Below are 13,418 nucleotides of genomic sequence, written 5' to 3'. Positions count from 1 at the left end.
TTGAGCACGGATGGGAAGCCATCCCGATGCTGACTCGAAAATCGGTGAGTGAGTGGGCAGGCGGCAGCACCCGGCGGAGCGCAGCGGAGCCGGGTCGGGTTGACGGCTTCTGGTTAGGCGATGGCTGGTTGCGGTAGGGGCTGGAGATCGACTTTCTGGCCGGTGAGCTGTTCGAGCTGACGGATGAGATCACGTTGACGGCGCTGCTTGCGGATCCTCGACTCGTGGAAGCCGGGGCCCAGGTCCTGGTAGCGAGCGTCGGGGTCGGTCAGCAGGTGCCAGACGATGGTCAGTACCGAGTTGCCGACTGCGACGACTGCCCGTTTCTTGCCTCTTCGGCGGGCCAGGCGACGGTAGCGGTCGCCGAGGAACGTGCTGGTGCGGGACAGCCCAGCGACGACCTCGCCCAGGGTGGCGGCCAGCCAGGGGTTGCCCTTGCCGGTGGAGTTGGCCTTCTTGCGGCCGGCGGACTGGGCGTCGATGGGGCTGAACTTCGCCCAGGACACCAGGTGCGCGGCGGTGGGGAAGACGGTGATGTTCACGCCGATCTCGGCGATGATCTCCTGGGCGGACTGCACGCCGATGCCGGTGACCTCATCGAGCTTCTCCACCACCGCCGCGAAAGGGGCGATCAACTCCTCGATCCGGGCGTCCAGGTTGGCGATGTCGGCAGCGAGGGCATCGATGCGGCGCAGCATGGTGGCGCAGATGAACGCGTGGTGGTCGTCGAAGTGGCCGGTCAGCGCCTCGCGTAGTTGGGGGATCTTGCGGCGCATCGATCCGTGGGCCATCTCGGCCAGGACTTTCGGGTCCCGCTGCCCGTCGATCATCGCCTGCATCATCTGCCGACCGGACACCCCGTGCAGGTCGCTGATGACGGAGTCCAGCTTGATCTGCGCGTCTTCGAGGGTCTTCTCCAGGCGTTGCTTCTCCCTGGTCTGCTCGCGTACCAGACTGCGCCGGTAGCGGGTGACATCCCGTAGTTGCCGGATCGGCTTGGGGTGCACCAGGCTGGGCCGGCACATCCCGCGTTCCACGACCTTGGCCAGCCACACCGCATCGAGCCGATCGGTCTTCGGCCGACCGGGCACGTTCTTGACATGTTTGGCGTTGAGCAGCCAGCACTCGAAGCCTTCCGCCTCGAGCAGGTAGAACACCGGCTTCCAGTAGTCCGACGTGGCCTCCATCGCGACCAGCTCGACCCGCTCGACCCGCAGCCAGTCCGCTAACTCCAGCAACGCCGGTGTCACCGTCATGTACTCGCGGATCTCCTGCACACGTCGATCCGGCCTGGTGTCATGCGGCACGCGCACACACGCCACCAGCCCCGCCTTGCCGATGTCGATCGCGCAGACCCGCGCCACGACCTGGACCGGTTCTTCAGTGATCTCCTCCACGTGCACCACCCCTTCGTTCCCGGGCATCCACTAGGCGGTCGCCCGCGGAAGCATTGAGGGGAAGGACAGAGGCGGACTCGCGTGCTCGAAGCAACAATGCAGGGCCCCTATGATCACGCTTCCAGCGTCAGACTCCTATGCGGCTTCAAGGTGCCAAGCATCAACGACGTCGGCGGGCGACCACCCCAAATTTTCACGCACGGCACGGGCGTCACGACAGAGACATCGGAGACTCCTATGGATGGTCAAGCCACACCCCGGCGTGGTTCGCCCGGCCTCGGGCGCGATGCGTCATCCCGGATGGCGTTCGGTGTCGTGGGGCGAAGACTTGTTCCCGGTCGCCGATTGCAGGTCGTAGTGCCACTCGAACGCCTCCTTCCACATGGCCTGCTGAGCCGCCGCGACGTCGCCTGGCTCGGGTGCCGCGCCGAGCGTTTCGCAGGTTCGGGCAAGGGAGTCTTGGAAGCTCGCCGCGGACACCGGGTCAAGCCAGAAGTGATGACCGCGCCGCGTGACGGGGGTTATGGTCGTGCCGAAGACCAAGAACAGGCCCGATGCGCCAAGGAAGGTGCTCCCTGCGCTCACCACGATGCCAGCGGTCGGCCGGTCCTTCGCGATCAGCCAGGCGCCGCCCAGCAGCCCGGCGGTGGCCAGCATCGTGGCTGCGACAGCGAGGCCGGCGAAGCGCCTCACGAGTCGGCCGAGCGACGCCGTTTCGATGGGCAGCGCCGGGGCGTTCGCGAGGGCCTCATTTTCTGGCGTAGGCACGAGGTAGACCAGAGCGCTGCCATCGGCCCAGCGCTCGAAGCGTAGGTCTCCTAGTCCGTCTTTGATCTGTCGCCTCCGCTGTCTTGGGAGGCGGAGCCGCCCAAGGACACCCGAACATGCCCTCAGCAATCGAAGCATGCCGCTAGGCGGTAGTCCATCCCGATGTTCCTTTGAGGTCAGGTGGCCAGGGCGGTGAAGTCGGCGAGCAGCGCGGTGTAGACGTCGCGGACGATTGGCCCGACAAAGCCGTGCTGCTTCCAGCCGCGAAGACCGGCCTAGCTGGCCGCTCCTAAGGGGCGCTGCACGCCGGCATCCTCGCCACCCGCATCCAGGTCGCCGCCGTCGCCTCGCTCCGCGGGGTGTGGAACGACTGGCAGCCCGGCTACGGCACCAAACCCATCCACCAAGGCACCGTGCCCCGCCTGCTGACCTGGGGTGTCGACGACTTCGACGCCGCCCTCGACGCCCCGAGCTGGAACGCCATCGCCAAGCCGAGGTACCGGGCCGTCTACGGCCGGGCCGACCACGATGACTCTGGACCGCATCCCGGATCTTCATCGCCGGCGACACCGTGACCCACCCGGGCCACGTCTACAAGGCAAAGTGGTGGACCCGCAAACAGGCCCCCGGCGACCGTTACGGCCTGTGGACGCTCATCGACTGACGGCGCCCGGCAGGAGACCAGACAGCTGGTGAGGCAGAGCGAGCCCGGCACAGCCCCGAATGGGGGCTGGGCCGGGCTCCCTGCTGTGGATCGGATCGCAGCGCCCACCGCGCCCGTCGGGCGGAGTATGAGCGCATCTCCATCGATCCACGTCCCGTCCTGCCCCCGGAGCCCGGCGATGAGCCGGTGGGTCCGCCGACTGTGGCAGACGCTGGTCACCCTCGGGAACGAACTTCCCACGCTCAACTTGGCTGAGGTTCCCCCGGTTTCTCGGGTAGCCCACCGGCAGCCCTCGTGGCTGAGGTCGCCGGCCACGCCCACCTGGGACGCTTTGGGAGCGTGACCACCAAATCAGGTGGACACGTTGATTGACACTAATGTGTCGACGGTGTTTCAATGAACTGAGCGACATATGTTAACGCTAACCTTCTCGTCAATGAGCCGCTAATCAACGCCGAGCACCCTGCCCACTCAGGGCTGCTCCGTCGTGCCGGATATTCGAACGGCAGCACGCCAACCGGCACCAGTTGGCGCTAACAGTCATACCTGTGGATCGACGCGGAGGAGAGCGATTCCCACATGATGCAATTCCGCTGCAGTTCGCAGAAACCCTCACCACTGCGACCGCCTACCGGACGGTCCTGAGGACCACCGCCACAGGGGTGGCGCGGCCGCAGATCCACGAGACCCCCCCTCGGACTGGGCCAGACCGACTCGATCGGCAGACAACGGATCGGAGCTAACCCTCATGTTCAGTCAGCTTCACCCTCTCGCCGGGTCCCGCGTCTCGCTGCCGACCACGGCGCCCAGTGGCTCGTCGAACTATCTCCTCGTTCCAGTCGGTGAGCTTTCCGACGCGGTCCCTGCGCGCCTGCAGCGGCGGCGTCTACCTCGCCGGCCCGCCCGGCGCCAACGAGTGGGACACCACCGTCTCGTTCGCCGACGACGCGAGCTGGCTGGTCGCCGCGCCATGCGGCCCGGCACCGGGAGGCACCACCCGCACGACTGATCGACCTTGAGGGGACGCCCCCCGAGCACGACCTCACGATCCATCAGGCTCGACCGCTTTCGGTGCCCACTGTCGCCGGTGGGCGCCGGAATCGCCCGCCCCACACCCACCCCAGGAGTCGCGAAAAGGAGCTGTTGCGACATGGTCAGACCCCCCAACCGCCCTGCACGCACGAGAACCCTCGCCGCTCGTACCGCCATGGCGCTCGCGATGGTCGGCGCAACGCTGATGATGGCGCCGGCGGCGCAGGCCACGAAGCCGGCCGCGCCGCCCAGAGCAGAGGGACCCTGTGACATCTACGCCGCGGGTGGCACCCCCTGCGTCGCCGCGCACGGCTCGACCCGAGCCCTGTACGCGTCCTACGACGGCCCGCTCTACCAGGTCCGGCGCACCTCCGACAACGCCGTCAAGGACATCGGCGTGGTCGCTCCCGCCGCGCTGCCGTTCGCCGATGCCGGCGGATACGCGGACGCGGCCGCCCAGGACGCGTTCTGCGCGAACACGCTCTGCCTGATCACCGTCATCTACGACCAGTCCGGCAAGGGCAACCACCTCTACCAGGCGCCCCCCGGCACCTTCCGCGGCCCCGACGTGGGCGGCTACAACACCCTCTCGATCGCCGACATGGCACCGATCACGATCGGCGGCCACAAGGCGTACGGCGTCTACATCATCCCGGGCATGGGGTACCGCAACAACGACGCCTCGTACCTCGCGAAGGAGGACGAGCCGGAGGGCATCTACACGGTCTTCGACGGCACCCACTACGACAGCGGCTGCTGCTACAACTACGGCAACACCTCGACCAACAGCCGCGCGGTGGGCACCGGCACCATGGAGACCGTCTATTTCGGCACCGCCACCGCCTGGGGGCGCGGCACCGGCCCCGGCCCGTGGATCATGTCCGACATGGAGGCCGGACTGTTCTCCGGATACAACGCCCGGCAGAACGACGCCGCGCCGACCATCGACTCCTGGCGCTTCGTGACGGGCGTGGTCAACGGCGGTGGCGGCAACCAGTGGGACCTGCGCGGCGGCAACGCGCAGCAGGGCCCGCTGACCACGTACTACAGCGGGATCCGCCCCGGCTCCCTCACCAACAGCAACTACTTCCCGATGCACCGGCGGGGAGCCATCCAGCTCGGCAACGGCGGCGACAACGGCAACGGTTCGGCCGGCACCTTCTATGAGGGTGTGATGACGACCGGATACCCGACCGACGCCACCATCGACGCCGTCCAGGCCAACGTCGTGGCCGCGAAGTACGACGTGCAGCGGCTCAGCCTGTCGCGGGCCACCACGTTCACCCCGGGCTCGGCCCAGGAGGTCACCCAGACGTTCACGAACACCACGGGCTCTACCGCAGTGGGCGTCAAGTTGAGCCTGTCCGCGCCGGCCGGGTGGACCGCCGTGGTCAACGGCACCGACGACACCTCGGTGACCTTCGAGGACCCGGTCGCGCCCGGCGCGAGCGTGAGCGCGACCTTCACCGTCACCTCGGCGACGACCAGTGCCGACTATTTGACGGGCCGGGCCCAGTGGACGAACCCGACCCGCGGCGGCCGGCAGTCGACGGTCACCAGCCAGGCGGTGCGCAGCGCCCTCCCGGTCCGGGTCAACGAGGTCCGCTTCCGCACCAGCAGCAACGCGACCGACCAGTTCGTCGAGGTCTACAATGCCTCCGCCGACGAGGTCGACCTCTCCAACTGGACCCTGACCAACACCCCGAGCGGCTCGGCCGCCGTCACGCTGGCCACGATCCCAGCCGGGACGAAGCTGGCGAGCGGCGACTACTACCTGCTCGGCCTTTCCGGCTCGGGGCTGGCGGCTCCCGCCGCCGCGGGCGCCATCACCGTCAACGTCCGGAGCACCACCGGCCTCGCCGGCGGCCAGCAGATCCAGGTTGGCACCGGCTCCACCCGGGAGACCCGTACGATCGTCGGCGTCGGCTCGGCGGCCACCGCCGCGACCACCCTGTTCGTGCCGGTCACCCACGGCTCGATCACGATCCCCGCCGGGTCGACCACCATCCCGGTCACCAGCGCGGCCGGCTTCACCGTCGGCCAGCAGATCGGCATCGACGCGGGCGCCGGCTACGAGCAGGCAACCGTCACCTCGGTCGGCAAGGCGGCCACCCAGACGACCCTGTCGGCGCCGGCGGCCGCGGGCGCGACCAACCTCAAGGTCGCGGCCAACGCCAACCTGACCGTCGGTGACACCCTGACGGTGGACGCTGGGGAATACAAGGAGACCGTCACGGTCGCGGCGATCGGCACCACCGGCGCCAACGGCACCGGCGTCGACCTGACCGCGCCGCTGCGGTTCGCCCACCGGTCGGCCGTCGACCTGGCCGGCCACGGTACGGGCGTCAGCTTCTGGCCGCCGACCGGCCGGCCGCACAGCAGCGGCGTGTCGGTGCAGGCGCTGGGCGCTGGCATCACCCTCGACCAGCCCCTCGCCAACGACCACCCGACCGGCGCGCCCGTGGTCGATCCCCAGATCACCACGGCGGGCTACCAGGGGTCGCCGGCACCCGACCAGTGGTTCGGTGGCAGCCTCTCGGTCAGCGCGGGCTCGATCGCGCTGCGGGACGCCACCGGCTCGGTGGTCGTCGACGCCATCGTCTACGGCTCTCAGCAGAGCAGCTCGAGCGGTAACGGCACCATCACCAGCCCCGAGCTCGCCGTCCTCGAGGCCGACCAGGCCGGCGGCGGCTGCATCGCGGTGGTGGCTGGCGCGGCCGCCAACCCGGGTCGCAGCAACGCCCGCTGGCCCGACGGCAGCGACACCGACAGCCTCTGCCGTGACTTCGTCACGACCACGATCCCCACGCCCGGCGCGGCCAACGCCAGATAACGCCGGCAACCGCTGGCAACTTCCGGTGTCCGCCTGACACGGCGGGCGCCGGAAGTCTCGGGCGTGCGGTTCCGCACCGCGTCCGCACGCCCGGCGACCGGTCCCGCCCAGCCGTGGGCCGGTCGCCACCCACCCTCTCCCCAACCCTCAGGAGGCATCGTGTCATCTGGATCGCTCAGTCGACGCCGGCTGTTGCAAGCCGCCGGTATCGCCGCCGCCTCGGCCACCGGGACCTTCGCCATGGGCACTCCGGCGAACGCGGCCGTACGGCCGGCCCGGCCGGACATCGGGGCCGGCGCCCTCCCGTTCGACCTCACCCAGGTACGCCTGACCCCAGGTCGCTGGCTGGACAACCAGACCCGCACCGTGAACTATCTGCGCTTCGTCGACGTCGACCGGCTGCTCTACAACTTCCGCGCGAATCACGGCCTGCCCACCGGCGACGCCGCGCCGAACGGTGGCTGGGACAGCCCGACGTTCCCGTTTCGCACCCACATGCAGGGGCACTTCCTGACCGCCTGGGCCCAGGCGTGGGCGGTGCTCGGCGAGACCACCTGCCGGGACAAGGCCGACCAGATGGTCGCCGAGCTGGCAAAGTGCCAGGCTAACAACGCCGCCGTCGGGTTCAACCCGGGATATCTGTCTGGCTTCCCGGAGTCGGACTTCACCGCCCTGGAGGCACGGACGCTGCGCAACGGCAACGTGCCGTACTACTGCATCCACAAGACCCTGGTGGGTTTGCTCGACGTCTGGGTGCACATGGGCAACACCCAGGCCCGCGACGTGCTCCTGGCGCTGGCCGGCTGGGTCGACGAACGCACCGGCCGGCTCACCGCCACCCAGATGCAGGCCATGCTGGGCACCGAGTTCGGCGGCATGAGCGCCGTCCTGGCCGACCTTTACCAGCAGACCGGCGACGACCGCTGGCTCGCCGTCGCCCAGCGCTTCGACCACGCCGCCGTGTTGAACCCGCTCGCCGCCAACCGGGACCAGCTCAACGGGCTGCACGCCAACACCCAGGTACCGAAGTGGATCGGCGCGGCCCGGGAGTTCAAGGCCACCGGCACCACCCGCTACTGCGACATCGCCAGCAACGCCTGGGACATCACGGTCGGCGCCCACACGTACGCCATCGGCGGCAACAGCCAGGCCGAGCATTTCCGGGCTCCGAACGCCATCGCCGGCTACCTGCGACAGGACACCTGCGAGGCGTGCAACACCTACAACATGCTCAAGCTGACGCGGGAACTGTGGCTGCTGGACCCGGACCGGGTCGCCTACTTCGACTACTACGAGCGGGCCCTGCTCAACCACCTCATCGGTCAGCAGAACCCGGCCGACGAGCACGGGCACATCACGTACTTCACGCCGCTGAACCCCGGTGGCCGCCGGGGTGTGGGGCCGGCCTGGGGCGGTGGCACCTGGAGCACGGACTACGACTCCTTCTGGTGCTGCCAGGGCACCGGCATCGAGACCAACACCAAGCTGGCGGACTCCATCTACTTCCACGACGGCAGCACCCTGACGGTGAACCTGTTCCTGCCGTCGAAGCTGGTCTGGTCGCAGCGCGGCATCGTGGTCGAACAGAAGACCTCCTATCCCGTCAGCGACACCACCACCCTCATTGTGCGCGGCAACCTCAGGGAGTCGTGGACGATGCGCATCCGGATCCCGGCCTGGACCAGCGGCGCCAGCATCCAGGTCAACGGCGCGACGCAGGACATCGCCACCACGCCCGGGACGTACGCCAGCCTCACCCGGTCCTGGTCGCCGGGGGACGTCGTCACGGTCCGCCTGCCGATGCGGGTCGTGCTGGAGGCCACCAACGACAACGCCGACATCGCCGCGATCACGTACGGCCCGGTGGTCCTCTCGGGCAACTACGGTGACGCGGCCCTGAGCGGCCTGCCGTCGCTCGACCCCGCCTCGATCACCCGCACCAGCCCCAGCGCACTCGCCTTCACCGCCACCGCGAACGGGAGCACGGTCGACCTCGGGCCGTTCTACGACGCCCACGGGCACAACTACACCGTCTACTGGGCCACCGGTCCGGGTGGCGAGAGCCCGCCGAGCTTCCGCCTGGTCAACGCCGCCACCGGCCTGGTCCTGGGCATCCGGGACATGTCGCTGGCCGACGGCGGGCTGGCGCTGCAGTGGGGTGACACCGGGACCGCCGACCACGACTGGCAGCTCGTGGTCGACGGGACCGCCCTCCGGCTGCGCAACGTCAACAGCGGCAAGGTCCTCGGCGTGGAGAACATGTCCACCGCCGACAACGCTCGTGTCCTGCAGTGGAGCGACAACGGCACCGCCGACCACCTGTGGACCGTGGTGGACGTCGGCGACGGGTCCCACAAGCTGCGCAACGTGCACACCGGCAAGCTGCTCGCCATTCTCAACGCGTCGACCACCTGGGGCGCGCAGGCGGTGCAGGACCAGGACAACGGCACGCCGGACAACCAGTGGCGGTTCGTGCCCAACGGCGCCTGCCGCGTCCAGAACCGGGCCAGCGGGCTGGTGCTCGGGGTGCAGAACATGTCGACCGCCGACGGCGCGCCGGTCATTCAGCGGGGTGACACGGGCGCCGCCGACCACCGCTGGACCGCCGTCCTGGACACTGACGGCTACCTGCGGCTGCGCAACGCGCACAGCGGCAAGGTCCTCGGCGTCGAGGGTGACGCCGGCAGCGACGGGGCCCACGTCGTGCAGTGGGCCGACAACGGCGCCGGCGACCACCGGTGGCGGCTGCGCTACGGCACCGGCGGCTACTTCCGGATCCAGTGCGCCGTCGGCGGCCGGGTCCTCGGCGTCACGGACGCCTCCACGGCCACTGGAGCGCAGGTCGTGCTCGGGGACGACAACGGCGCCGGCGATCACCTCTGGCGCTTCATCTGATCGTGGCTAAACGCCAGTGGCGGCGGCCCGGCGATGCCGGGCCGCCGCCACTGTCAGGATGATCAGCCGCAGGAGCGGGCCGCGTAGCTCGCCTTGTACGACGCAGACACGGGCCCGCCGTCGACCGTCGCGGTGGCCGTCACCGTCACCTCACCCGCCGGCACGGCGGCCGTGTCGGTGGGGAACGACCGGAACTTCTCCTTGCCGGGCGGCACCGACCCGAACGGCCGCGTCCCGTACGCCGACTCCGCCGAGGCCGTCACGTGGATCGCCTCGTTGTTCGCGGCCCGGACCGTCACCATCACCTTCTCGCCGACGCACCGGGTGTCCGCCGTGACGGACAGGTCCAGCGGCGGTACGGCCTCGAACGCCCAGGAGTCGATCTCGAAGAGGTCGTCCCCGGCCGGGCCGCGGTAGGTGAAGTAGACGTCGTGCACGCCGGTGGCGCCCTGCAGGTCGGCGGTCACCTGGGCCCATTCACCGGTCGGGGTGTCGACCGGGATGGTGCCGACCACCGGGCCGCCCGCGTTGTCCAGTCGCACCTCGATGCTTCCAGCGGCGGCCAGCGCCCGCACCTTGGCCGTCACGCTGGCCGCGCTGTCGGCGCCGAAGTCGACCGCCGACAGCGCCGTCCAGTCGCTCTCGTCGATGTCACGCACCACCAGGTTCGGCGCCGCGGTGCCGAACTCGGCGGAGGCGCTGTCGACCTTGCCGGTGGCAATGCCCTTGCTCCAGCCCACGGTCTCGGCCTCGAACACCCGGTAGGGGTTGAAGTTGCGCACCTGGTCCACGCCGGCGTAGTCGCCGACGACCTGCTGGATGGTGCCGTCCGGGTTGAAGGTCAGCTCCTGGATGTGGGGGCTGCGGTAGCCCTGGGTGGTGTTGCCGTTGATGCGCTTGTTCAGCGTCGGGGCGTGGTACGTGAAGTAGTACTTGCCCTCGAACTCGAACACCGACTGGTGGTTGTTGCCGCCGGTGCCGGCACCAAAGAACTGTGACTGGTTGGGGAACAGCACGCCCGCGTAGGTCTCCTTCGGCCACGACATCGGGTTGTCGGAGATCATGTAGCCGATCTGGCCGCCGCCGGGGTAGCCGGGCACCCGCGGCTGGTTACCACCGAAGTCATTCCCGCCGAAGTGCGAGGAGTACGAGAAGTAGTACTTGCCCTCGCGCTTGAACACATGGCCGGCCTCGAAGGCGACCGGAGCGTCGACCACGGCCGCCCGCCCCTCGGTGGCGATCATGTTGTCGCCCAGCTTGATGCTGCGGATGTTCTTCGGGTTGTTGAAGCGCTCGACCGCCGGCATGCTCGTCGACGCCGGGCCACCGCCGAAGTAGAGGTACGCCTGGCCGTCGTCGTCCACGAGCGGCGCCGGGTCGAACTTCCACGCCACGTCCTCGGCGCCCGGGGTGCTGCCGTTGATCAGGGTGCTGGTGCGCTCGCTGGTCCACGGGCCGAGCGGCGACTTGCCCGTGATCACGTTGGTCGAGCCGCCGCCGTTGGCGTAGTAGAGGAAGAACTTCTCCTCGCCGTTGACGACCTTCTTGGCGATGCCGGGCGCCCACGAGTTGCCGGTGAACGGTGCCACGCCGTTCGGGCCGGCCACCTGGATCTCGCCGTGGTCGGTCCAGTTCACCAGGTCGGTCGAGGAGATCACGGTGATCTGGTTGATGTCGCCGTAGTTGATGCCCGGGGAGACGCCGGTGGCCGGGTTGGGTGCGTAGCCCTGGGTGTCGTTGGTCATGTAGAGGTAGACCCGGCCGTCGTGCACGAAGCCGAACCCGTCGGCGCCGAACTTGTGCCCGATGAGCGGGTTGTGCTCGCCGGGCAGCTTACCGACCACCTCGATGGTCTTCGATACGACGTATTCCTGGAGCGTAACGTCGTCGACCTTGAAGTTCATCAGGTGGGTGTCCGGCGCGGTCGACGGGTTCGCCGTCCACGGGGTCTCGACGAAGATCCGCGCGGTGCTGACGTTCTGCCCAGCGGGAATCGTGAAGGTGCCCTGGATGAGCCCCCACTGTCCGCGCGGCACGGTGACGGTGCCGAGGTTGGTGTAGGTGGAGCCGCCGTAGTGCATGGTGATGAAGAACTGCTTGGTCGCCGGGCTGTTCGGGTTCTCGTATTTCACCCGCGCCGTGACCAGGTAGGTCTTGCCGGCCTGCACCTTGCCGGAGAGGTTCTGCATGGGGCCGGATCCGGTGGTGCTCCGGTTGGTCACGAGCACCGCGCCCGTGCCGGAGTAGGCGTCCGTCGTGGTCGACAGCGTGGCGGTGTCCGAGGCGTTGCCGTCGTTCGCGAACCAGCTGGCGAGGCCGTCCTCGAACCCGCCGTTCACGATGAGGTTCGGGCTGGCGGCCTGGACGGGCGCCGCCGCGACGGCGGCGGGCGTGTCAGATGGTCTGTGTAACGAGATCAGCGTGAGCTGAAGGAGTACACAGATGACCGTGACTGGTGATCAGCGCGGGAGTGAGTCGTTGTCGTCGCCGTCGTTGGCTCGTGCGGCGGTCGAGGAGATGGTTGATGCCGGTTTGCTCGACGAGGTGATGCGTCGGGTGGATGCCGGTGAGGTGGCGTTGACCGGTGAGGGTGGGTTTCTGCCGGAGATGCTCAAGGCGGTGTTGCAGCGGGGTCTGCAGGCGGAGCTGACGGGGCATCTGGGTTATGAGAAGGGTGATCCGGCCGGGCGTGGGTCGCCGAACTCGCGTAATGGCAGTACGCCGAAGACGGTGATGACTGAGGTCGGTGCGGTGCCGTTGGAGGTGCCGCGGGATCGGGCGGGCACGTTCGAGCCGCGGCTGGTCCCCAAGGGGGTTCGGCGCGCCGGCGGCCTCGACGACATGATCATTTCGTTGTATGCCGGTGGGATGACGGTCCGTGACATCGGGCATCATCTGGCTCGCACGCTGGGCACTGAGCTGTCCCACGAGACGATTTCGAAGATCACCGACTCGGTCCTGGACGAGGTCAAGGCCTGGCAGTCGCGGCCTCTGGAGGAGATCTACCCGATCCTCTACCTCGATGCCCTGGTGGTGAAGGTCCGTGACGGGCATCAGGTGCGTAATCGGGCCGCGCACATCGCTGTCGGTGTCGACCTTGACGGGGTTAAGCATGTGCTCGGGATCTGGGTGCAGGCCGCTGAAGGGGCGAAGTTCTGGGCCGGGGTCTGCGCCGAGCTGCGCAACCGCGGTATCCGCGACGTGTTGATCGTCTGCTGTGACGGGTTGACCGGCTTCGCCGAGGCGATCGAGGCGACCTGGCCGTTGAGTACGGTGCAGACCTGCACCGTGCATTTGATCCGGGCCGCGATGCGGTTCGTGTCCTACACCGACCGCAAGAAGGTCGCCGCGGCCCTCAAGCCGATCTACACCGCGCCGACGGTTGAGGCCGCCGAGGCCGAACTGCTCGCGTTCGGCGAGTCCGATCTCGGCCGCCGCTACCCGGCGGCGGTCGCGACGTGGACCAACGCCTGGCAGCGGTTCGTGCCGTTCCTGGCGTTCCCACCCGAACTCCGAAAGATCATTTACACCACGAACGCGATTGAGTCGCTGAACTTCCAACTGCGGAAGATCATCAAGAACCGGGGGCATTTCCCCACCGACGACGCCGTGATCAAGCTGCTCTGGCTGGCCATCCGCGACATCGAAGACAAACGCGCCCGCGACCGCGCCAAGGAGAAAGGCCTACCCGCCGGCCAACGCCGCGCCCAGGCCCGCCTCGTCGAAGGCGCCACCGTCCCAGGCTGGCGCCAAGCCCTTGGCGCCCTCGCCCTGGCCTACCCCGACCGCCTCGGCCCCTACCTGACCTGACAACCCATAGATCAACTTA

General features: G+C 68.7%; 9 protein-coding genes. 6 read left to right on the top strand and 3 right to left on the bottom strand.

The window, feature by feature from the left end; all coding sequences use genetic code 11:
* Window positions 1–113 precede the first annotated feature (113 nt).
* Window positions 114–1,424: an IS110 family RNA-guided transposase gene (locus BUS84_RS00420; protein WP_074307791.1), complete on the bottom strand. Its 1,311-nt coding sequence runs from the start codon at window positions 1,422–1,424 to the stop codon at window positions 114–116.
* A 264-nt stretch (window positions 1,425–1,688) separates the two neighbouring features.
* The gene (locus BUS84_RS00415) at window positions 1,689–2,165 is read right to left on the bottom strand and encodes a hypothetical protein (RefSeq protein ID WP_143728118.1); all 477 of its coding nucleotides are present in this window, start codon (window positions 2,163–2,165) and stop codon (window positions 1,689–1,691) included.
* A gap of 359 nt (window positions 2,166–2,524) precedes the next feature.
* On the opposite strand from BUS84_RS00415, the gene BUS84_RS00410 reads away from it, so the two are divergent.
* The 5 genes from BUS84_RS00410 (at window position 2,525) to BUS84_RS00395 (ending at window position 9,589) form a co-directional block, all read left to right on the top strand.
* Window positions 2,525–2,740 carry a hypothetical protein gene (locus tag BUS84_RS00410; protein WP_074307787.1) on the top strand — a complete coding sequence of 72 codons (216 nt, stop codon included), beginning with the start codon at window positions 2,525–2,527 and terminating at the stop codon, window positions 2,738–2,740.
* The gene (locus BUS84_RS40830; protein ID WP_342197056.1) at window positions 2,737–2,829 is read left to right on the top strand and encodes a hypothetical protein; all 93 of its coding nucleotides are present in this window, start codon (window positions 2,737–2,739) and stop codon (window positions 2,827–2,829) included. The genes BUS84_RS00410 and BUS84_RS40830 overlap by 4 nt, the downstream gene beginning before the upstream one ends.
* A gap of 842 nt (window positions 2,830–3,671) precedes the next feature.
* Window positions 3,672–3,848 carry a hypothetical protein gene (locus tag BUS84_RS36970; RefSeq protein ID WP_159450934.1) on the top strand — a complete coding sequence of 59 codons (177 nt, stop codon included), beginning with the start codon at window positions 3,672–3,674 and terminating at the stop codon, window positions 3,846–3,848.
* Between the two features lie 131 nt (window positions 3,849–3,979).
* Window positions 3,980–6,694 (top strand): arabinofuranosidase catalytic domain-containing protein, encoded by a 2,715-nt coding sequence (locus BUS84_RS00400; protein ID WP_143728116.1) that lies wholly within the window; start codon window positions 3,980–3,982, stop codon window positions 6,692–6,694.
* A gap of 159 nt (window positions 6,695–6,853) precedes the next feature.
* A complete protein-coding gene (locus BUS84_RS00395) occupies window positions 6,854–9,589 on the top strand; it encodes a beta-L-arabinofuranosidase domain-containing protein (RefSeq protein WP_074307783.1) in 2,736 nt (911 codons plus the stop codon).
* Window positions 9,590–9,651: 62 nt separating this feature from the next.
* Here the strand turns inward: BUS84_RS00395 and BUS84_RS00390 are convergent, their stop codons facing one another.
* Complete coding sequence (locus tag BUS84_RS00390) at window positions 9,652–11,928, bottom strand: family 43 glycosylhydrolase (protein WP_244298286.1); 2,277 nt, start codon at window positions 11,926–11,928, stop codon at window positions 9,652–9,654.
* Window positions 11,929–12,031: 103 nt separating this feature from the next.
* On the opposite strand from BUS84_RS00390, the gene BUS84_RS00385 reads away from it, so the two are divergent.
* On the top strand, window positions 12,032–13,399 hold the full coding sequence (locus BUS84_RS00385; protein WP_074307779.1) for an IS256 family transposase: 1,368 nt from the start codon (window positions 12,032–12,034) through the stop codon (window positions 13,397–13,399).
* Window positions 13,400–13,418 lie beyond the last annotated feature (19 nt).

It is taken from the genome of Micromonospora cremea (genome assembly GCF_900143515.1).
Lineage (GTDB): Bacteria > Actinomycetota > Actinomycetes > Mycobacteriales > Micromonosporaceae > Micromonospora > Micromonospora cremea.
The sequence above is the reverse complement of the archived record's forward strand: the minus strand, read 5'-3'. Positions and strand labels throughout refer to the sequence as shown.

Bases quoted from the DNA above. Each gene is read 5' to 3' on its own strand.
- BUS84_RS00385 (WP_074307779.1), top strand. From the start codon at position 12,032: ATGACCGTGACTGGTGATCAGCGCGGGAGTGAGTCGTTGTCGTCGCCG.
- BUS84_RS00400 (WP_143728116.1), top strand. From the start codon at position 3,980: ATGGTCAGACCCCCCAACCGCCCTGCACGCACGAGAACCCTCGCCGCT.
- BUS84_RS00420 (WP_074307791.1), bottom strand. From the start codon at position 1,424: ATGCCCGGGAACGAAGGGGTGGTGCACGTGGAGGAGATCACTGAAGAA.